19 protein-coding genes are annotated in these 20,503 nt (G+C 72.3%); 3 read left to right on the top strand and 16 right to left on the bottom strand.

Annotation, left to right across the window (positions count from 1 at the left end; all coding sequences use genetic code 11):
* Positions 1-3: 3 nt before the first annotated feature.
* The 14 genes from K4S16_RS30730 to K4S16_RS30665 form a co-directional block, all read right to left on the bottom strand.
* A complete protein-coding gene (locus K4S16_RS30730) occupies positions 4-819 on the bottom strand; it encodes a MaoC/PaaZ C-terminal domain-containing protein (protein WP_149262564.1) in 816 nt (271 codons plus the stop codon).
* Entirely contained in the window at positions 816-1,991 is a 1,176-nt protein-coding gene (locus K4S16_RS30725; RefSeq protein WP_149262563.1) for a lipid-transfer protein, read from the bottom strand. The genes K4S16_RS30730 and K4S16_RS30725 overlap by 4 nt, the downstream gene beginning before the upstream one ends.
* The gene (locus tag K4S16_RS30720) at positions 1,988-2,452 is read right to left on the bottom strand and encodes a MaoC family dehydratase (protein ID WP_200842213.1); all 465 of its coding nucleotides are present in this window, start codon (positions 2,450-2,452) and stop codon (positions 1,988-1,990) included. The genes K4S16_RS30725 and K4S16_RS30720 overlap by 4 nt, the downstream gene beginning before the upstream one ends.
* 26 nt (positions 2,453-2,478) lie before the next feature.
* A complete protein-coding gene (locus K4S16_RS30715) occupies positions 2,479-3,543 on the bottom strand; it encodes an acyl-CoA dehydrogenase family protein (protein WP_149262561.1) in 1,065 nt (354 codons plus the stop codon).
* Complete coding sequence (locus tag K4S16_RS30710) at positions 3,543-4,559, bottom strand: bifunctional MaoC family dehydratase N-terminal/OB-fold nucleic acid binding domain-containing protein (RefSeq protein WP_149262560.1); 1,017 nt, start codon at positions 4,557-4,559, stop codon at positions 3,543-3,545. The genes K4S16_RS30715 and K4S16_RS30710 overlap by 1 nt, the downstream gene beginning before the upstream one ends.
* Positions 4,556-5,719, bottom strand: a complete 1,164-nt coding sequence (locus K4S16_RS30705) for an acyl-CoA dehydrogenase family protein (RefSeq protein ID WP_149262559.1) — start codon at positions 5,717-5,719, stop codon at positions 4,556-4,558. Before K4S16_RS30705 ends, K4S16_RS30710 begins: the two co-directional genes overlap by 4 nt.
* Positions 5,720-5,751: 32 nt before the next feature.
* Positions 5,752-7,452: an AMP-binding protein gene (locus tag K4S16_RS30700; RefSeq protein ID WP_149262558.1), complete on the bottom strand. Its 1,701-nt coding sequence runs from the start codon at positions 7,450-7,452 to the stop codon at positions 5,752-5,754.
* The gene (locus tag K4S16_RS30695) at positions 7,445-8,692 is read right to left on the bottom strand and encodes an NADH:flavin oxidoreductase (protein ID WP_149262557.1); all 1,248 of its coding nucleotides are present in this window, start codon (positions 8,690-8,692) and stop codon (positions 7,445-7,447) included. Before K4S16_RS30695 ends, K4S16_RS30700 begins: the two co-directional genes overlap by 8 nt.
* A 95-nt stretch (positions 8,693-8,787) precedes the next feature.
* Positions 8,788-9,141 (bottom strand): hypothetical protein, encoded by a 354-nt coding sequence (locus K4S16_RS30690; RefSeq protein WP_149262556.1) that lies wholly within the window; start codon positions 9,139-9,141, stop codon positions 8,788-8,790.
* 6 nt (positions 9,142-9,147) lie between these two features.
* Positions 9,148-9,906, bottom strand: a complete 759-nt coding sequence (locus K4S16_RS30685; RefSeq protein WP_149262555.1) for an ABC transporter ATP-binding protein — start codon at positions 9,904-9,906, stop codon at positions 9,148-9,150.
* The gene (locus tag K4S16_RS30680) at positions 9,899-10,651 is read right to left on the bottom strand and encodes an ABC transporter ATP-binding protein (RefSeq protein WP_235037179.1); all 753 of its coding nucleotides are present in this window, start codon (positions 10,649-10,651) and stop codon (positions 9,899-9,901) included. The genes K4S16_RS30685 and K4S16_RS30680 overlap by 8 nt, the downstream gene beginning before the upstream one ends.
* Positions 10,638-12,869: an ABC transporter permease gene (locus K4S16_RS30675; RefSeq protein ID WP_149262554.1), complete on the bottom strand. Its 2,232-nt coding sequence runs from the start codon at positions 12,867-12,869 to the stop codon at positions 10,638-10,640. Before K4S16_RS30675 ends, K4S16_RS30680 begins: the two co-directional genes overlap by 14 nt.
* Before the next feature lie 40 nt (positions 12,870-12,909).
* Positions 12,910-14,319, bottom strand: coding sequence for an ABC transporter substrate-binding protein (locus K4S16_RS30670; RefSeq protein ID WP_149262553.1), 1,410 nt, complete (start codon positions 14,317-14,319; stop codon positions 12,910-12,912).
* Positions 14,320-14,541: 222 nt separating this feature from the next.
* Positions 14,542-15,303, bottom strand: a complete 762-nt coding sequence (locus tag K4S16_RS30665) for an SDR family NAD(P)-dependent oxidoreductase (RefSeq protein ID WP_149262552.1) — start codon at positions 15,301-15,303, stop codon at positions 14,542-14,544.
* Between the two features lie 427 nt (positions 15,304-15,730).
* Here K4S16_RS30665 and K4S16_RS30660 point away from each other — a divergent pair, with 427 nt between their 5' ends.
* A complete protein-coding gene (locus K4S16_RS30660; protein WP_160161081.1) occupies positions 15,731-16,201 on the top strand; it encodes a hypothetical protein in 471 nt (156 codons plus the stop codon).
* Positions 16,202-16,393: 192 nt separating this feature from the next.
* Positions 16,394-17,995: a class I adenylate-forming enzyme family protein gene (locus K4S16_RS30655; protein WP_149262550.1), complete on the top strand. Its 1,602-nt coding sequence runs from the start codon at positions 16,394-16,396 to the stop codon at positions 17,993-17,995.
* 105 nt (positions 17,996-18,100) lie between these two features.
* Here K4S16_RS30655 and K4S16_RS30650 read toward each other — a convergent pair whose 3' ends face one another.
* Both K4S16_RS30650 and K4S16_RS46585 read right to left on the bottom strand, forming a co-directional pair.
* A complete protein-coding gene (locus tag K4S16_RS30650; protein ID WP_149262549.1) occupies positions 18,101-19,312 on the bottom strand; it encodes an FAD-binding oxidoreductase in 1,212 nt (403 codons plus the stop codon).
* 20 nt (positions 19,313-19,332) lie between these two features.
* Positions 19,333-19,461 carry a hypothetical protein gene (locus K4S16_RS46585; RefSeq protein WP_268843287.1) on the bottom strand — a complete coding sequence of 43 codons (129 nt, stop codon included), beginning with the start codon at positions 19,459-19,461 and terminating at the stop codon, positions 19,333-19,335.
* Positions 19,462-19,783: 322 nt separating this feature from the next.
* On the opposite strand from K4S16_RS46585, the gene K4S16_RS30645 reads away from it, so the two are divergent.
* Entirely contained in the window at positions 19,784-20,449 is a 666-nt protein-coding gene (locus K4S16_RS30645) for a TetR-like C-terminal domain-containing protein (protein ID WP_149262548.1), read from the top strand.
* Positions 20,450-20,503 lie beyond the last annotated feature (54 nt).

Raw genomic sequence — 20,503 nt, 5'->3', positions numbered from 1 at the left:
CGCCTATCCCGCCGCGCCGAAGCGGGCCCGGCCGCCCGAGATGACCGTCGTCCCGTCCACGGCCGCTTCGAAGAGCACCGCGCCGCCGTCAGGACCGGCGTCGTCCCTCCAGGTGCTCACCTGGAGGGCGTCGCCGGGGAAGACGGGCGCGGCGAAGCGGCCTTCGAGTTCGGCCAGGTCGGCCGGGTGGGCGCCGAGGGACTCGGCGAGCGGGAGGGTGACCGCCGCGAGCGTGCACAGGCCGTGCATGATGGGGCGCGGCATCCCGGCCGCCTTCGCGGCCTCGGGGTCGATGTGCAGGTGGTGGCGGTCGCCGAGCAGCCGGTAGAGCGCCGCCTGGTCGGACGCCGTGGAGGCGGTCAGCACTCCGTCCGGGTCGGCCTCGGGTCGGCGGCGGGAGGACGGGCCGCGCTCGCCGCCGAAACCGCCGCACCCCGGCGCGAACAGCGACCAGGTCGCCTCGAAGTACTCGCTCTCGACCGCCACGTCGAAGACGGCCGCGGAACCCTTGTCCCACACGGCGGTGACGGAGGCGCTCATCTCCACCGAGCCGGAACGCGGCAGCGGCTTCCGGACGCGGAGGCGCTGTGTCCCGTGCACGGCCGTCCGCACGTCGAACGCGCCCGCCGAGCCCAGGACGTCCGGCGCCCACTGGGCGAGGGTCAGCCCGAACGTGGGCAGGACCCGGAGCCTCTCCTCGAAGACCAGGTCGAGGTCCGAGGCGCCCGCGCCCACCGCCAGGGCGTAGAGGATGGGCCGCGTCTCGTCATAGGTGACCGTGCGCGTACCGAGCGCCCGCCCGTGCCATTCATGGCTCATTCGTCCGCCCCCAGGATCAGACCGCTCGTGGGCACGCCGGTCCCCGCGGTGACGAGGACGTTGTGGACGTCGCCCGGCTGGTTCACCGAGGTGCCGCGGACGAGGCGGACGCCCTCGGCGATACCGTTCATCCCGTGGATGTAGGCCTCGCCGAGCTGGCCGCCGTGGGTGTTGACCGGGAGCCGTCCGCCGAGCTCCAGGTTGCCGTCGGCCACGAAGTCCTTGCCCTCACCCTTCGCGCAGAAGCCCAGCTCCTCCAGCTGCGGGAGGACGAGCGGCGTGAAGTGGTCGTACAGGATCGCGGCCTGGACGTCGGCCGGGGTGAGGCGCGACTGGGCGTAGAGCTGCCGCCCGACGAGGCCCATCTCGGGGATGCCGGTGATCTCGGAGCGGTAGTAGCTGGTCATCATGTGCTGGTCGTTGCCGGAGCCCTGCGCGGCGCCCCAGATCACGGCGGGCCGGTGCGGGAGGTCGCGGGCGCGCTCGGCGGAGACGACGACGAGGGCCTGGCCGCCGTCGCTCTCCTGGCAGCAGTCCAGGAGGCGGAGCGGCTCGGCGATCCAGCGGGACGCCTGGTGGTCCTCCAGCGTGATCGGCCGCCCGTAGAACCAGGCGGCCGGGTTCGCGGCGGCGTGCCGCCGGTCGACCACGGCGATGCGGCCGAAGTCCTCGCTGGTCGCGCCGTACTCGTGCATGTAGCGGCGGGCGAACATCGCCACCCACTGGGCGGGGGTCGAGAGCCCGAACGGGTTCATCCACGCGTACGCGGCGCTGTCGGCGCTGACGTCCATCGGGCGGTCGGCCTGCCCGAGGCCGTAGCGGGTGCCGGACCGCTCGTTGAACGCGCGGTAGCAGACGACCACGTCGGCGACGCCGGTCGCGACGGCCATCGCGGCCTGCTGGACGGTGCCGCAGGCCGCGCCGCCGCCGTGCCCGATGCGGGAGAAGAACTTCAGCTCGCCGATGCCGAGGTTGCGCGCGATGTGGATCTCGGAGCTGGTGTCGGCGGTGAAGGTCACCATGCCGTCCACGTCGGACGGCTGGAGCCCCGCGTCCACGATGGCGGCGAGCACCGCCTCGCAGGCGAGCCGCAGCTCGCTGCGGCCGGACTCCTTGGAGAACTCGGTGGCGCCGATCCCGGCGACCGCGGCCGCCCCTGGCAGGACGCTCATGCGCCGCTCCCCTGTGCTTCGACGGTCCGTGCCCGGACGCCCTGTGCTCCGGCGGCGGGCAGCTCGACCACGACGGTGCCGGTGACGTGCGGGCCGATCGCGTTGACGCCGCGCACGGCGATCTCCACCCGGCGGCCGGCGCCGTCCTTGGCCTGGACGGTGCCGGTGAGGACCATCGTGTCGCCCGGGTAGTTCGGCGCGCCCAGCCTGATCCTGATGGCCTTCACGACGGCGGCCGGCCCAGCCCAGCCCGTCACGTACCGGTCGACGAGCCCGTTGGTCGTCAGGATGTTCATGAAGACGTCCTTGGAGCCGCGCTCGACGGCGAGCGACGGGTCGTGGTGGACGTCCTGGTAGTCGCGGCTCGCCAGCGCGGTCGCGACGATCATCGTGCGGGTCAGCGGGATACGCAGCTCGGGAAGCTCCTCCCCCACCGCCACGTCCTCGTAGTTCCTGGTCACGGCTCCTCCGGTCACGGCTCCTCCGGTCACAGGGCCGCCCCCAGCAGCTCCAGGTCGAAGGAGGCGCCGCCGAGCGTCCCGGAGATCTGCTTGCCCCACAGGAAGTGGCGGTGCACCGGGTAGTCGACGTCCACGCCGATGCCGCCGTGCAGGTGCTGGACGCGGTGGACGACGTTCAGCCCGCCCTCGTCCGACCACCACTTGGCGACGAGCACGGCCGTCTCGGCGTCCTCCCCGGCGGCGATCAGCGAGACGGCGTGCCAGAGGCAGACGCGGAGCGCGTCGATCTCGATGAAGCAGTCGGCGAGCTGGTGCTGCGCGGCCTGGAAGGTGGCGAGCGGGCGGCCGAACTGCTCGCGGCCCGCGAGGTAGTCGGCGGCCATCCGCAGCGCGCCCTCCGCGACGCCGACCTGGACGGCGGCGAGGGAGACGCGGGCCAGCCGCAGCGCCGTGGCCAGCGCGCCGTCCGGCAGAGCCCGCGCGGGGGCGCCGTCGAGGGTCAGGTGCCCGGCGACGTCGCGGCTGGTGGTCTCGGCGCGCTCCCAGGAGACCCCTGGGGCGGAGGCCTCCAGCAGGAACAGGCCCGGTCCCTCCGGCGACGCGGCCGAGACGAGGACGTGGCTCGCGCCGAACGGCGTCGGGACGGCGGCCTTCGTGCCGGTCAGCAGCCAGTTCGCGCCGTCCTGGGCGGCGGCGCACCGCGGCGCCGCGGGGTCGGCGGGGGCGAACTCCTCCAGCGCGAGGGTCGGCCGCGACGTCCCGTCCACGAAGCCGGCGGGGACGTCCTCGCCGTGCGCGGCGAGCGTGAGGGCGGCGACGACGGCCGGCCAGACCGGGACGGGGGCGACGGCGCGCCCCTGCTCCTCCAGCAGGACGGCCAGGCCGCCGGCGCCGAGGCCCGCACCGCCCGCCGACTCGGGCAGCGCGACGCCGAGCAGGCCCGTCTCGCCCAGCTCGCCCCACAGGCCCTCGTCGTAGCCGTGCTCGGTCCCTTCGGCGTCCCTGATCCGCGCCTGCGTGGCGCGGTCGGTGAAGATCTGCCGGGCCAGGTCCCTGACCGCCTCCAGCTCTTCGCCAAGCGTGAAGTCCATCAGCGCTCCTCGGGGTTGCGAGGCGGTCCGGCCGGGCGGAACGCCGGCAGGGAGAGGTCGGGGTCCGGGTCGATCCAGTCGAGGACGACGGGCATGCCGACCTCCACGTCCGCCGGCGCGACCCCGGTCATGTTCGCGATCAGCCGCGTCCCCTCGGCCAGCTCGATCACGGCGACGACCAGCGGGTACTCGAACGCGGGGTGGCGCGGGTGGTGGTTGACGACGTAGCTGTGGACGTGGCCCTCGCCCGACGCCTGGACGGTGTCCCACTCGAACGAGCCGCACTGCGGGCAGCACGGGCCCGGCGGGTGCCGCAGCGACTTGCAGTCGGCGCAGCGCTGGATGACGAGCCGGTGCTCCTTCGCCGCCTCGAACCAGAACGCGTTGTCCAGGTTGTTCGGCGGTCGCGGCCGCAGCGCCTTCGGCTCGGCCGCCCCCTCCGCCGGCTTCTCGGCGGGCTTCTCGGCGGGCTTCTCGGCGGGCTTCTCGGCGGGCTTCTCGGGCGGGCGGAACCGCAGGAGGCGCCACCGCTGCGTGGCGACGACCTCGCCGGCCGCGTCCCGGTACGTCTTGACCGTGCTGACGAAGCGCCCCGCGCCGAGCGCGGTCCTCTTCTCCGGTGAGATCGACTCGACGGTCTCCTCGACGCTGACGCGGTCGCCCGGCACCAGCTCCCGGTGGAACTCGAACTCCGAGTCGGTGGCGACGACGGAGGTGTAGCCGCCCTCGGCCAGCAGCTCGGTCAGCTCGTCCGGCCCGGCGGGGTCGTCGCGGACGGACGCCGCGTACCCGCGCATCGTCCACGCCTGCATCATCGACGCGGGCGCCACGACGCCGTCGCGGCCGGTCGCCTTCGCGGCGTCCTCGTCCAGGTAGACGGGGTTGCCGTCCTCCATCGCCTCGACCCAGTGCCGGATCATGGGGACGTTCACCGGGTCCTGCCCGGTCCGCCGCTCGCCGTAGGGCCGTCCGGCCCACGCCTGGAGCCGCGCCTCGTACTCCTCACCGCCGCTCATGACCGCCTCGACCTCGGCAGACCCAGCCCCTGGACGGCGACCATGTCGCGCAGCACCTCGTTGACGCCGCCGCCGAAGGTGTTGACGATGCCCTGCCGCGACAGCTGCTCGATCTGGCCGTGCAGCACGGCGCCCGGCGACTCGGGGCGGATCCGCCCGGCGGCGCCGAGGATCCCGGTCAGCGTCCGCTGGACGTCGATGTGCGTCTCGGTCCCGTAGGACTTGGCGGCGCCGGCCTGCGCGCCGGTCAGCGTCCCGGCCTCCACCGCCATCGTCATCTTCCAGTTCATCAGCCGCATCGCCTCCAGCCTGGCGTGCGTGCGCGCGAGGTCGGCCCGCACCCAGGGCAGGTCGATCACGCCGTTCTCGCGCGCCCAGTCGCGGACGTCCTCCCACAGCCGGATCATCCGGCCGCCGAGCGCGGCGAGCCCGATGCGCTCGTGGTTGAGCTGCGTGGTGATCAGGTTCCAGCCGCCGTCGACGTCGCCGACGACCGACGACGCGGGCACCGTGACGCCGTTGTAGTACGTCGCCGTCACGACCATCCCGCCGACCGTCTGGATCGGGCTCCAGGAGAACCCGTCGGCGTCGGTCGGGACGATCAGGATCGAGATGCCCTTGTGCTTCGGCGCGTCCGGGTTCGTCCGCGCCGCGAGCCAGATGTGGTCGGCGGTGTTGGCGCCGCTGGTGAAGACCTTGCTGCCGTCGACGACGAACCGGTCGCCGTCCCGGACGGCCCGGGTGCGCAGCGACGCGAGGTCGGTCCCGGCCTCGGGCTCGGTGTAGCCGATCGCGAACACGAGGTCGCCCGACAGGATCCCGGGCAGGTACGTCCGCTTCTGCTCCTCGGTGCCGAAGCGCATCAGCGTCGGCCCGACCGTGTTCACGGTGACGAACGGGAACGGCAGCCCGGCGCGCTGCACCTCGTCGAAGAACACGTACTGCTCGGCGATCGACCTGCCCTGCCCGCCGTACTCCTCCGGCCAGCCGTAGCCGAGCCAGCCGTCGTTGCCGAGCATCTTGACGATCTCGCGGAACCGCTCGCCGCCCACGCCCTGCTCGCCGGCGCGGCGGCGCACGTCCGCGGGCAGCAGGCCCGCGAAGTACGCCCTCAGTTCCGCGCGCAACTCGCGATGCGCCTCGGACTCACGCAGATCCATACAGGCCCTTTCTCGGTCAGGGGGGCGGTCGGTCAGGGGAGGAAGCGCCCGCGGCCCGCGGCGGTGAACTCCGCGCGGAGCGCGGCCTTGTCCGCCTCGGTCATCAGGACGTACTCCGGAGAGCCCCGGCCCGCCCACCGGTACACGGGGTCGGCCGTGCGCCAGCCGTCGAGCTGCAGCTCCTTCTTCTTGAGCTTTCCCGACCCGGTCGTCGGCAGCGCGTGCGAGACGCGCACGAAGCGCGGCGCGCCCTTGGTGCCGAGGTCGTCCTGGTGGGCCAGGAACGCGGGCAGGTCCAGGTCCTCGAACTCGACGCCCTCGGGGATCTCGATCGCCGCCATCACCTGGTCGCCGGAGCGCGGGTCGGGCACGCCGAACGCGACCGCGTCGACGATCCTCGGGTGGCGGCGGACGACGTTCTGGGTGAGCAGCGCGGAGATGTTCTCCGAGTCCACCCGGATCCAGTCGCCGGACCGGCCGCCGAAGTACAGGAACCCGTCGCCGTCGACGTAGCCGAGGTCGCCCGTCCAGTACCAGCCGTGCCTGACCCGCTCGGCGTCGGCCTCCAGGTTCCTGTAGTAGCCCTCGAACCTGGCCGCGCCGTGCACGTCGACGATCTCGCCGACCGCGGCCTCGGCGTTGGTGACGCGGCCGTGCCCGTCCAGGACGGCGGGAGCGCAGGTCTCGCGCGTCTCGGGATTGACGACGCGGACGCCGTCGTGGGCGGGGCGGCCGAGCGCGGTCGGCGGCGCCTGCGGATCCCGCTTGATCATGCCCGCGCTCTCGCTGGACCCGTAGCCCTCGACCAGCCGCGCGCCGAAGCGGCGCAGGAACTCGGCCTTGTCCTCCGGGGACGCCTCCGTCCCGAACCCGTGGGTGAGCGTGTTGTCGGCGTCGTCCGGTCGCTCGGGGGTGGCGAGGACGTAGCCGATCGCCTTGCCGACGTAGGTGAAGAACGTCGCGCCGTAGTGGCGGACGTCCGGCAGGAACCCGGACGCGGAGAACTTCCTCGCCAGGACGACGGTCGCCCCGACTGCCAGCGACGGCGCCCAGAGCGCTATCAGCGCGTTGCCGTGGAACAGCGGCATCGAGCAGTAGCTGACGTCCTCGCGCTTGACGTCGTACTTCGCGCTGTTGTTGCGGCCGAGCTCGGCGAGCCGCCCCTGCGAGCAGCGCGCCGCCTTGGAGGCGCCGGTCGTCCCGGAGGTGAACAGCAGCAGGAGCTGCGTCTCGGGGGTGACCGACTCGTCCGCTTCCGGCTCGCAGGCGTGGGCGGCGACCAGCTCCGGGTAGCCGTCGTCGTCGATCAGCAGGAAGCGGTCGCGCGGGACGCCGATGTCGAGTCCGTCCAGCAGCTTCAGCCCGGCCTGGTCGGTGACGACGAGCTGGAGGTCGGTGTGCCGGACCTCCTGCTCCAGGTAGGCGCCGGTCCGGGTGGAGTTGATGCCGACGATCGTCGCGCCGCCCAGCGCCGCCGCGCCCAGCCACAGGACGTACTCGGGGACGTTCTCCAGGAGTACGCCGATGTGGAAAGGGCCGTTCCGGGGGGAGTGGGGGGTCGCCCCCCCACAAGAGACAGGCCCGTCCGAGCGCAGGTCGCGGGCCAGGGACGCGCGGGCCGCGCTCTCGCGGACCACCTCGTCCCAGGTCCACGTCCGCTCGCGGCTGCGCAGGCCGGGCCGGGCGTCGCCCAGCCGGGCCAGCAGCATCGCCGCGATCGTCTCGTCACGCACTCGCGGCACCCCAGGCCGGCTCGGTGGACAGGACGCAGTGGGTGCCGCCGTAGATCGCGGTCATGCACTTGTTGCAGTGGATGCACAGCGACCCGGTCTCGGGCTCGTCCTTGATCCTGTTGATCAGGTCGAGTTCGCGCAGCAGGGCGCGGGCCATCGCGACGAACTGGAAGCCCTCCGCCATCGCGGTGTCCATGCCCGCCTTGTCGGTGACGCCGCCCAGCAGGATCATCGGCAGCTTCACCGCGGCGCGGATCTGCCGGGCGTCCCTGAGCAGGTAGAGGTCCTCGTACGGGTAGGACTTCAGGAAGTGCTTGCCGATCAGCTTGATCCCGAGCTTGGTCGGCTGCTTCATGACGGAGGCGAACTCGTGCAGCGGCGCCTCGCCCCTGAACAGGTACATGGGGTTGAGCAGGGAGCTGCCGGCGGTCATCTGGAGGGCGTCGACCGTGCCGTCGGCCTCCAGCCACCGCGCCACCTGGATGGCCTCGTCGATCCAGAACCCGCCGGGCACGCCGTCGTCCATGTTGAGCTTCGCGGTGATCGCGATGCGGTCGCCGACGGCGTCGCGGACGGCGCGGCCGATGTCGCGCGCCAGCCGGGCGCGGTTCTCCAGCGACCCGCCGTACTCGTCCTTGCGGTGGTTGACCTTGGGGCTGAGGAACGAGCTGGTCAGGTAGTTGTGCCCCATGTGGATCTCGATGGAGTCGAACCCCGCCCCGATCGCCATCCGGCCCGCGCGGCCGTGCGCCTCGACGACGCGCTCCAGGTCCGCGCGCGTGGCGGCCCTCGCCACGGTCTGCGTGGTCATGTGGAAGTGGCGGCTGGGCGCGAGCGCGGGGAGCCGGTTGCTCTTCGGGTTGGCGACCGGGCCGGCGTGCCCGATCTGCGCCTGGACGGCCGCTCCCTCCGCGTGCACGGCGTCGGTCAGCCTGCGCAGGCCGGGCATCGCCTCGTCCCGCCAGTGGATCTGCCGTCGGTCGGTGCGGCCCTCCGGCGCGACCGCGCAGTACGCGACGGTCGTCATTCCGACGCCGCCGCGCGCGTGCCGGACGTGGAAGTCGATCAGCGCGTCGGTGACCTGGCCGTCCTTGGTCAGCCCCTCGTACGTCGCCGCCTTGATCGTGCGGTTCCGCAGCGTGATCGGCCCCAGCTTTGCTGGAGCGAACACGTCGGGCTTCGCGGCGGTTGCCGGGGGGTGCGGGGGGTCGCCCCCCAGCAGGCGGGTCGGGTCGTTCATTGGAAGTCCTCCATCCGGACTAGACGTTAATCAGCGGGATGTCCGGGCACTCCGGACATCCCGCTGACCGGGAGCAATCGGGCCGCCCGCCGCCGCTAGGGGTTCTCGCGCAGCGCGGCGGCGATCTGGTCGGCCTGCGACTGCTGCTCGACGAGCTGGCGCAGCAGCCACAGGCGCAGGACGCGGGTGACGGCGGCGGCCAGGTAGAGGGCCGCGCCGAGGACGGTCACCGCCAGGAACCCGACGGCGAGCGTCTGCAGCGAGCCCACGTCCCGCATGTCGTCCTTGGCGAGCGAGACGTTGTAGGCGACGAACGTCCCGGCGATGCCGGCGACCATGGCCAGGAGCCCGGCGATCCGGGCCGCCCCGTCGAAGCGGGACGTGTCGGTCCTGAGGCGCTGCCGCGCGACGTCGTCCTTGAACCGCTGGCGTCGTTCCTCGGTGAGCATGGTGGGTCAACCTCCCAGGTAGTCGCTGGACAGCCGGTCTTCGATCTCGGCGGGCGGGCCGACCGCCACCACGCGCCCGTGCAGCATCAGCGCGGCGGTGTCGGCGATCGGCAGGACGGCGCGGGCGAACTGCTCCGCGACCAGCACCGACAGGCCGCCCTCGACCAGCTCGGCGACCGTCTCGTACATCCGGGTGACGATCATGGGCGCGAGGCCCATGGACAGCTCGTCGAGCAGCAACACCGCCGGATCGGTGCCGAGCGCCCGGGACAGCGCGAGCATCTGCTGCTCGCCGCCGGACATGGATCCGGCGAGCTGGTGGCGGCGCTCGCCGAGGCGCGGGAAGCGGGCATAGGCCTTCTCCTCCAGTTCCTCCAGCTTCGCGCCGGTTCCGGTGGCGGCCCACAGGTTCTCCCGCACCGTCAGGTTCGGGAAGATCCCGCGGCCCTCGGGGATCGAGCACACGCCGAGCCGGGCCGCGTCCTGCGCCGAGACGCCGTTCACCTTGCGTCCGGCGAACCGCAGCTCCCCGCCGGTCGGGGGGTGCAGGCCCGCGCACACGCGCATCGTGGTCGACTTCCCGCCGCCGTTCGGGCCGAGCAGCGCCAGCAGCGACCCCGGCTTCAGTGCCAGGTCCACGCCGTGCAGGACCTCGATCGCGCCGTAGCCCGCGCGGACGTCCACGAGTTCGAGCAGCGGCTCGGTCTCCGGCGAGGGCCCGTCGGCCGCCGCGCGCGGCTCCGGGACGGCCTTCGGTTCAGGCATGCGACGCCTCCTCCGTGCCGATGTAGGCGGCGATGACCTCGGGCGACTCCTTGATCTCCGCCGGCGCGCCGGACGCGATCAGGGCGCCGTAGTCGAGGACGTGGACGGTGGAGCACAGCTTCATGACGAGCGGCAGGTCGTGTTCGACGAGGCAGATCGCGAGGCCCTCGCCGGCCAGGCCGGTCAGCATCTCCGCGAACGCCTCCGTCTCGGGTTCGGTCTGGCCGGACGCGGGCTCGTCCAGGAGCAGGACGCGCGGTGAGGTCATCAGCGCGCGCGCCACCTCCACGACACGGGCGCGCCCGATCGGGATGTCGGACACGTCGCGGTCGGCGATGTCGGTCAGCCCGGTCCGTTCGAGGACCTTGTCGGTCCGCTCGTCCAGGTCGAAGCGCCTGCGGGAGTTGCCTCGCAGGATGTCGCCGGCGACGCGGACGTTGTCGCGCACCGACAGCGACAGGAACAACTCCAGCCGCTGAAACGTGCGCGCCATGCCGCGCCGCGCGCGCTTGGCCGGGGACAGCTTGGTGATGTCGTCGCCGTCCAGAAGCACCTGGCCGGACGCGGGCTTCTGCAAGCCGGTGATGGTGTTGAACATCGTCGTCTTGCCGGCGCCGTTCGGGCCGATGAGCCCGGTGATCTGGCCTTCGGCCATGGTGAGGCCGACATCGTCGACGGCGGTGTTGCCGCCGAAACGGACGGTGATGCCCCGCGTCTCCAGCAGCGGAGTCTCAGGCAGTGACACGAGAACCTCCCTTCTTCAGGACGGCGGGCAGGCCGAGTTCGCGGTCGAGGCGCGCGCGCAGTTCGTCGGTGTAGGGCTCGTCCACGCCGACGAGTTCCAGCGGTGCCGGGCGGTCGCGCCGCCCCTCGTCCAGGTACATGCGGCCGAAGACGGGCAGCAGCATGACCGCGCACATGGCGACGAGCGCGAACGTCCACGTCCCGATCACGCCGGTCAGCGCGAGCAGGTAGAGGACGACGCCCAGCGCCGCCGCCCCGTACAGGACGGGCTTGGCGTTCCGCGTCGCCCGGTAGCCCTCGACGATGTCGTGGACGAAGCCGCTCGGATGCCTGCCGACGGTCATCCCGACGAGCGCCGTCCCGACGAGGACGAGGTGGCCGAGGACGCCGTAGACCGTCGCCATGCCCTCGTTCTCCAATGCCAGGTCGCCGAGGGTCGAGACGATGACGGCCGAGCCGACGCCCGCCATCAGCCCGCCGAGCAGGGCGCCGCTGAGGTAGCCGATGCCCGCGACCACGACGAGCATCAGCAGGCCGAGGCTGCCGAGGAAGGAGAAGTTCTCCTGCGCGACCGTGCCCGTCGCGGCGGACATCAGCACGCCGCCGAGCCCCGCGATCGCCGCGGAGATCATGAAGACGCTCAGCTTCAGCCGGACCAGGTTCTGCCCGAGCATCGCCGACGCCGCCGGACTGTCCTTCATCGCCGCGAGCCTGCGCCCGTACCCGCTGCCGCGCAGCGCGGCGAGCCCGACCGCGATCAGCGCGAACAGCACGGTCGCGGTCATCAGCGACGTCGTCCCGTCCCGGAGGTCGAACGGGCCGGCCTTGAGCGGCGGGACGACCAGCGACCCGTCCGGGAAGAGCGTGAACCGCATCCCGAACAGCTCGTGCTCGGTGGTGTCGCGCAGCACCATGTTCGACAGGAACTCGCCGAACGCCATCGTGGCGAGGGCGAGGTAGAGGCCCCGCAGGCGCAGTGCCGGCAGCGCGACGAGCCCGCCGACCAGCGCGGCCGCGGCCACGGCCAGCAGCACCCCCTGGACGTTCGTCCGGGCCGCGAGGCCGGTGCCCTCCACCCCGAAATGGAACGCCACGACCGTCGCGACCGCGCCGAACGCCAGCGGCGCGAGGTTCAACTCGCCCGCGTAGCCGGTCAGGACGGTCAGCGAGAGCGCGACTATCGCGAACGTCATGCCGAGCGCGAACGTGGTGATCGCGCCGTCCGACAGCAGCAGGCTGTAGAGGTACACGACCGCGACGAGCACGAGGCCCCACACGGCCGCCGACCGGACGGTGGGCGGCCGGTACCGCTCGCGGGTCCGGATCGCGGCCCCGCGAAGCCGGTCCTGGGGCAGCACCACCAGCACGACGAACAGGATGATCATCGGCAGCGAGACGCGCAGGTTGCCCGCGAACGTGCCCGCCGACGGCAGGTAGGCGAGCACGTAGTTCGCGGCGAGGCCGAGCACCATCGCCCCGGCGAAGGTGCGGGGGATGCTGCGCAGCCGGCCGAACATCGCCGCCGCGAAGGCGTCGATCACCAGGAGCGTCAGCGCGGTCGCGTCCAGCCCGCCGCCGCTGATGGGCACGATCAGCACCCCGGCGAGGACGGCGAGCGTGGAGCCGAGCGCCCACGACAGCATCGCGGCGCGCTCGGGGTCGTGGCCGTTGAGGCGCAGCAGGTCGGGGTCGTCGACCGAGCCGCGCATCACGACGCCCGTCCGGCTGCGGGTGAACAGCACCCGCAGCCCGGCGGCGATCGCCACGGCGGCGACCAGGCAGACGATCTCGTGGTACCGGATGACCACGCCGGCCAGCGTGATCTTCGCGCCCGCACCGAAGAACATGTCCACGGTGTGGGCCTCGTCCGGATTCCAGACCCACTGCGCCAGGTACACGGTGCCGAGCAGCACCGCCACCGTCACGATGATCTTCGTGACGTCGGCGGTGCCGCGCAGGCCCTTCATGATCACCGCGTGCAGCCCGGCGCCCATCGCAGGGCCGGCGAGCCCGATCACGATGATCAGCGCGAGCCACACCGGCCAGCCCCACCGCTCGGTGAGGTGCCAGTACAGGAACGTGCCGAACATCGCCTGAGCGCCGTGCGCGAAGTTGAAGATTCCCGAGGTGTTGTACGTCAGTACGAGCCCCGAGGCCGCGATGGAGTACACCGACCCCAGGACGAGGCCCAGGATCGTGTAGGTCAGGAACGTCGTCATTGATTCACAGCCATGTGGTCGCCGCCTCCGGCGGGTCAGGTCAGGAGGACTGGGGCTTGATGACGTCGCCGGTCAGGAACTTCGTCGAGATCCGGTCGTCGTTGAGCTTCGCGCCCCAGGTCCTGGGGTCGGTCTTGACGACGAACTCGGGGCCGCACTCGAACTCACCGGCGTTCTTCGGCAGGACCTGCTCGTACCTGGTCTTGTCGAGCTTCACCATCAGCGAGCAGGACGCGGGCTTGTTGTCGCCCGGGTCGGTCGGGGCGTGCAGGCCGCCGCCCGTCCAGTCGTGCACCTTCGACAACTCGTTGATCACGCACTGCCGGGTCAGGTCGGAGCCGCACTTCTGCGCGGACTGCGCCCACAGCAGGAAGGACGAGGTGGCCTGGAGGCCGAGCATCGCGACCTTCCCCTTCTTCGCCTCGACGAGGTCGACGTACTGCTTGACCGCCGGGACCTTGTCCGCGTTCTCCAGGGGCTGGAAGATCATGCCGACGTGCAGCCGGTCGCCCGCGCCCGAGGTGTTCCACTTGGCGACGAGCGTGCTGTACCAGGTCGACTCGAACACGTAGGTCGGCTCGGCGCCGACCCGCTCGATCGACTCCAGCAGGCTGAACTGGCCGGGGTCGGGCGAGTCCGACGACCACAGGTAGCCGGCCCCGCACTTCTTGATCTTCTCGGCGAACGGCATGTAGCTGCTCTCGCCCTTGTCGTTCAGCCGGACGCCGCACTCCAGCGGCTTGATGCCGATGCCCTTCATCGCGCTGGCGATCTTGTTGTTGCCGGTGCTGACGGCCGGGGACGTCGACAGCAGCAGGTCCGTCTTGTCCTTGAAGTCGGGGAACAGCTTCTCCGCGAGGCGGAGCCCGCCGATGTTCAGCATGTCCACCGGGTACGGGACGGCCTCGTACTTCATCGGGCCCATCGACGCGTTCGGGCCGACGGTGAAGCCGGCGACCGTCGGCAGCTTGCAGCCGACCCGGTACTGCTCGGCGGCCTCGTCCATCGCGAAGCCCTGGCCCACGAGCATGAAGTCCTGCTTGCAGGACTCCTGCACCACCTTCGCGGACTGCATGTAGGCGGCGTCGTACTGGTTGCCCTTGATCTTGCGTCCGTTGATGCCGCCCTGCTGGTTGCACCAGTCGATCATTGCGCTGACGGCGTCGCCCATCTCCTTGGACAGCCCGGGCGCGGCGGTGAAGCCGCGGTCGTCGCCGAAGCCGATGGTGATCGTGTCATCGGTGATCCCCTGGTCGGTCCTGCCCTTGGCGTCGCCGGGGCCGCACGGCGACGGCAGCGTGCCGAACGTCTTGCTCGACGCGGCGGCGCCGCCCGAGCCCTTGCCCTCGGACACGCCGTCCGTGCCCGACCGCTCGCTCGAACAGGACGCGGTCACGAGCGCGACCGCGAGGGCGCCCGCTGCGAGGCGTCCGATCTTGTCGACCTTCATCGGTCGTACTCCTTTCACCGGCCGCCGGGGCGGCAAGTGGTGTTTTCGGGCAGGCGGGGGACGGGACTCTGGATGCGAATGGTTCGCGCGCCCCTCTGGTGCGCTCGATGACAGGCCGGGCAGGCCGAACGGGCCAGGCAGGCCGAACGGGTCAGGTAGGCCGAACGGGCCGGGCAGGCCCGGTGACGGGAGCCGGGACGGTCCCGGCCGGGACGGAGAGGCTCAGCCGAAGTTGGCCTGGCCGCCGTCCAGCGGGATCGTCGCGCCGGTGAGGTAGCGCATCGCCGGCTGGACGAGCGCCACCACGGCCCGGCCGATGTCGTCCTCGCAGTCGCCGATGTAGCCGAGCGGGATCGTCCTGCGGAACTCCTCGGCCTTCTCCGGGTTGTTCTCCGCCCACCACTTCAGGCCCGGCGACAGGGCGTGCGGGGCGATGTTGTTCGCGCGGATGCCGTCCGGCCCCCACTCGGCCGCGGCCGTCCTGGTCAGCGAGCGGAGCGCCTGCTTGGCCGCCGCGTAGGCGCCGTACGTGGCCGGATCCCAGCGGACCATCGCGGAGGTGACGAGGTTGACGATGCTGCCGCCGCCGCGCGCCTTCATGTGCGGATGGCACGCCTTCATGAACGCGAAGGCCGCGAACGGGCCGGTGGTGAAGCCCTTGCGGAACTTCGCGTCGCTCATCTCCAGGAGCGGCCCGTAGGCGCCGGAGTAGGCGTTGTTGACGAGGACGTCGATGCCGCCGAACGTCTCGGCGACCCGCTCCACCACGCCGGGGATCGCCTCGGTCTCCGCGATGTCGCACACGAACGGCTCCGCCGCGGCGCCCCGCTCGCGGATCAGTTCGCAGGTCGCTTCGAGTTTGGCCGCCGTACGGCCGAGCACGGCGATCGCCGCGCCCTCGGACGCCAGGGCGAGCGCGATGCCCTGCCCCACGCCCTGCCCCGCTCCGGTCACAATCGCGATCTTGTCGCTGAGACTTCCCATTGGCTCTCCCGCTCAGTCCTGCGTGCGCGCCCGGTCCGGTCCGCCGGCTTCTGCCTGGTCAGCCCGGTCCGATCAGTCCTGGTGCGGTCATGGTGATGTGACGCGGCGCACGTTAAGGGCCCGGTCCCGCTCAGCGGGAACGACCGTGTCAGGGGGCGCCCGCGGCCGTCCCGGTGAGCGGAATGCCCTGGTGGAGCCCGAGGTGGGGCGGCCGCGACGGGCGGCCCGGCGTTCGGTTCGCCGCCCACCGCGGGCCGCGCGGAGACCGAGGCGACGTGAACCGGGACGGAGACGGCTCGGAGGTACCGCGGAGACGGCGCGGAGACTCAGCGGAGACGCACCGCTGTTTGGCTCCCTTTCATCGCTCGCTGAAAGGAGCAGTCCGTTGCCATCTACCGTCCGGAAACTGGCCATGGCCTCACTCGCCGTGGCCGCTTCAGTCGCGATCGCACCCGCCGCGTCGGCCGACGCACCGGCCGGCGTGTCGGCGAAACCCGCCCCGGTCAACGCGTCACCCCAGGACGGCCGGGTGACCGTCAAGGCCGGCAGCCAGGCGTGGAGCGCGTGGTTCCGGCTCAACAACACCATGATCCCGAAGACGAAGTGCCGGACCTACGCCAGCGTCAGTTCGGGGTCGAAGATCAAGCTCCGCGGCTACGTCGAGTGCACCCGGCGGACCACGATGACCGTCTACGTCAGCGGCACGAAGAACGGCGGGGCGCTCGGCGGCAAGCAGCGGATGTGCGGCGGTAAGAGCTGGTGCGACGTCGTCCTCTACAAGTCCAACCGCAAGGGCAAGCAGAAGTGGTGCGCCGTCACCCCGATGCCGGTGATCGCCACGATCTTCCACCCGACCACGGACAAGTACCGCCCGCCCAAGGCGTGCATCACCTACTAGGCCTCCGCTCTCCCTGATCACCGGACGGCGACCGGACGGTGGTCGGGGAGGGGCTCGGACCGCGACCTCGCCGCGCACAGGGAACCCTCTCGAAGAAGGGCCGTCCGCGGCCGTCCCGGTGAGCGGAATGCCCTGGTGAAGCCCATGTGCGGCGGCTCACAATGGCGATTCCGGCGAGCAGGAGGGGGTGCGATGGAGAGCATCGCGAAGCTGACGGGTCCCGGCGGCGAGTTCGAGCTCCGCGAGGAAGAGGTGCTGGGAACGCGGCTGCCCGTGTTCGCCCACCGCGCCCGCAGTCTCGGCGAGGTGCTCACCCGGTCGGCGTCCTACGGCGATCGGGACTACCTCGTGACCGCGTCCCGCCGGCTGACGTTCGCCGAGCACGCCGCCGCCGTCGCCTCCATGGCGAAGGCCCTGCGGGACGACCTCGGGGTGCGGCCCGGCGACCGGATCGCGATCAACGCCGCGAACAGCCCCGAATGGATCGTCTCGTTCTGGGCGGCGATCGCCGCCGGCGCCGTCCCGGTCGGCTACAACGCCTGGTGGGCGCCGCGCGAGATCGAGTACGCGCTCGGCCACACCGACCCGAAGGTCGTCATCGCCGACGAGAAGCGGGCCGCGCTGATCTCCGAGGACGTGCTGACGATCGAGAAGGACGTCCCGTCGCTGATGGGGCGCTACCCCGCCGCCGAGCTGGACGTGCCGGACGTCGCCGAGGACGACCCCGCGGTCATCCTCTACACGAGCGGCACGTCGGGCCGCCCGAAGGGCGCCGTCCACTCGCACCGCAACCTCGCCTCGGTGATCGAGTACCACCGGTTCAACGACGCCGTGATGGGCGCGTTCGGCATCGACCCCTCGTCCCGCCGCTACCTGCTCGCGCTGCCGCTGTTCCACATCGCGTCCCTGCACAACCTGGCCGTCCCGCGGCTCGCCACCGGCACCACCGTGGTCATGCACCTGGGCGCCTTCGACGTCGACGAGGTGCTGAGCCTGGTCGAGAGGGAGAAGGTCACGAACTGGGGCGCCGTCCCCACGATGGCGCACCGCATGATGGAGCACGGCGACCTGTCCAAGTACGACCTGTCGTCGCTCACCGCCTTCGCGCTGGCCTCGGCGCCGTCGTCGCCCGCGTTCAAGGAGCGGCTCCAGTCCGTGTTCCCGCCCGCGCGCGGCGCCCTGGTCGACAGCTACGGCCTGACCGAGTCCTGCACCGCCATCTCCGTCGCCACGCCCATGGACATCGCCGAGGCGCCGGGCACGCTTGGCGCTCCGAACCTCGGCGTCCAGTTGGAGATCCGCGACGCCGAGGGCAAGCCGGTCCCGGACGGCACCGAGGGCGAGGTGTGCGCCCGCAGCGCCTACAACATGATCGGCTACTGGCGGGACCCGGAGGCCACCGCCGCCGCCGTCGGCGCGGACCGCTGGCTGCACACCGGCGACATCGGCGTGCTCGAGAACGGCCGGCTGCGGCTCACCACCCGCCGCTCCGACCTGATCATCCGCGGCGGCGAGAACGTCTATCCGATCGAGATCGAGAACGTCCTCGCCGAGTACCCGGGGATGTCGGAGTGCATCGTCATCGGCGTCCCGCACCCCGACCTCGGCCAGGAGGTCGCGGCGGTCGTCGTCTTCGCCGGGGACGCGCCCTCGGCCGAGGAGCTGACGGCCTTCGCGAAGGAGCGGCTCGCCTACTTCAAGGTCCCGACCCGCTGGCACGTCACGTCCGACCCGCTCCCCCGGAACGCGACCGGGAAGGTGCTGCGCAGGCAGGTGGAGGACACGGTGTCCTGACCCGCGTGCCCGACCGCGGCATGCGGACGGGCATCGACGGCAGGCTCCGGCGCGGCGGCCGGACGCGCGTCCCGCGCGTCCGGCCGCCGCGCTCGTGCTCGGTCCCTACGTCCATTCCGCCTGGAAGAGCCGGTGCGGGATGCCGTCGGTCCAGCGGCCGGTCGCGGCGAGGGACGCGGTGAGGCGGCCGAGCTCGTCGGCGGCCATGACGCCGCGTTCGCCTTCCACCACGACCACTAGGTTCTCGTCCGCGTGGTCGACGTACGGGTGCCCGTTGCGGTTGCGGGAGACCAGGCACGGCCGCACCCGGGCGGGGCCGAGCGACGCGGCCGCCTCCGCGGGGAGCAGTTCCCGCAGGACGGCGAGCGCCGGTTCGATGTCGGCCGCGGAGCCGCCGGTGCGGACCCACGCGGCGATCTCCTCGCGCGTGCCGAGGGGGTTGTCGAGCAGCCCGGCGCCGGAGCACTTGACGTACCAGCGACCGTCGGGGTAGCGCAGCGGCGACATGACGATCCCGCCGAACAGGAGCTCCCCGCCGCGCTGCTTGTAGTACATGATCCCGGGCAGGTCGACCGCCTCGGGGCCGGGGACCTCGACCAGGACGACGGTGGCGCCGAAGACGTCCATGGCGAGCCTGCGGGGCAGCAGGCCGCCCGCGTTGGTCGACGCTCCCGTGGCGAGGACCACCGCGTCCGCGGTCCACGACGCGCCCGAACCGGCGGTCAGCCCGCGGCGGCGGCCCGGGGGCCCGATCTCGGTGATCTCGTCGCGGACGAGCACGGCGCCGGCGGCCGTGGCTGCGGCCAGCTCGGCGGCGGCCAGGTCGCGCGGGTTGACGATCAGAGCGTCCCGCTGCACCACGCATTCGTGGCCCGGCTCGAACGCCAGGTGCGGGTACCGCTCCCGGAGCCGGCTCTCCGAGAGGTGTTCGGCGGAGTACCCGACGTCCTGGGCGTTCCGCATCAGCCTGCCGAGGTCGAACCATTCGGACGGCTCGTGGCCTTCGGGAGCGGCGGGCATGACGGCCAGCGAATGGACCGGCCGGGTGAACTCCACACCGGTGCGCTCCGCCAGCTCGCCGAACCGCCGTATCGAGCGGGCGGCGAGCAGCGAGGCGACGAGCGGGACCTCGAGGACGTGCCCGAGCCGGCCCTGGTCGTAGTGGCCGGACCACACCCCGTCATGGCCCTTGTGGTCGGCGGGTTCGTCGGGGCCGACGATGAGGACGCGCGCGCCCCGGTCGGCGAGGTGCCGGGCGGTGGCGGCGCCGATGGGACCGGCGCCGACCACGGCGACGTCGAATTCGGTGGATCGCATGGGGATGCCTTCTTCCGGGCTCAGAACACGCGGCGGGTCTGGGAGGCGGTGTGGTGCAGGTCGACGCCGAGTTGCGCCAGCACCTCGCGGAGGAACGGCTGCGGGTCAACGCACGCGCGGTCGAGCCCGTCGCACGCCCAGCGCGCCATGAGGTTGGTGATGCCGGGCGCGGAACCGCACCCGGTGACGACGGTGACGCCCGCGGCATTCGCCCGCTCGTCGTAGGGCGGCGACCTTCATGTGCACCTCCGTGGAAAGGGCATGCGCGGGGAGCCGGCGAGTCGCCGGTGGCAGGACCGCTGGGGGACGAGGACCGGTGCCGGCGGACGGCGTCCGCGGCGCACCGGAGCGGCGGGAACCGCTGGAACGGTCCACGGGTTCAGGCTCCTTGAGCCCGACCCGCGGGGCATGGTCCATGATGGGTCCGCGACCACAGTAAAGTCAACAGCGTGACCCTTTTAGGGGATGAGGATGAGCGACGGCACCACCCGGCCGGACCCCCGGCCCTCCCGCCCAGAGCGCACGGCGCCGACCGCCGACGCCGCCGCGCCGGCCGGCCCCGCCGACCCGCCGCGCGGGCGCGTGCGCACCGGCGGCCGCAGCGAACGGGTCCGCCAGGCCGTCGCGCAGGCCGTCCTCGACCTGCTCGCCGAGCGCGTCGTCGACTTCGGCCCCAGCGAGGTCGCCGCCCGCGCGGGCCTCAACCGCAAGACCATCTACCGCTGGTGGCCCACGTTCGCCGACCTGGTCCGCGAGGGGCTCGACGCCCATTCGAGCACCGTCGAGGTGCCCGACACGGGCTCGTGGGAGCGGGACCTCCGCGAACTGGCGCACCGCCTGGCGCTGTTCTTCGCGAGCCCGGTCGAGGTCAGCACCAACGCGATCATCGCGGCGCGCGGCACGCCCGAGCTGAGCGCGCTCATCTTCGAGCACTTCGAGCCGATCCAGGAGTCCTGGCGCGCCGTCGTCGCCCGCGGCATCGCCCGCGGCGAGGTCCACCCGGGCTGCACCCCGGAAAGGGTGCTGAACATCCTGGCGAGCCCGCTCATCCTCACCCCCCTCACCCGCCACCGGCCCGCAGCCCGGGAGGAGGTCGACGCCTTGGTCGACTTCGCCCTCCGCGCGACCCGCCCCTGACGCGGCCGGCCGTCCTTCCCCGGCGGCGGGCGGCGGGCGGCGGGCGTGCGCGAT

This window comes from Actinomadura sp. K4S16 (assembly GCF_008327685.1).
In the GTDB taxonomy this organism is placed as follows: domain Bacteria; phylum Actinomycetota; class Actinomycetes; order Streptosporangiales; family Streptosporangiaceae; genus Spirillospora.
This window is presented reverse-complemented; position numbering and strand designations above follow the sequence as displayed.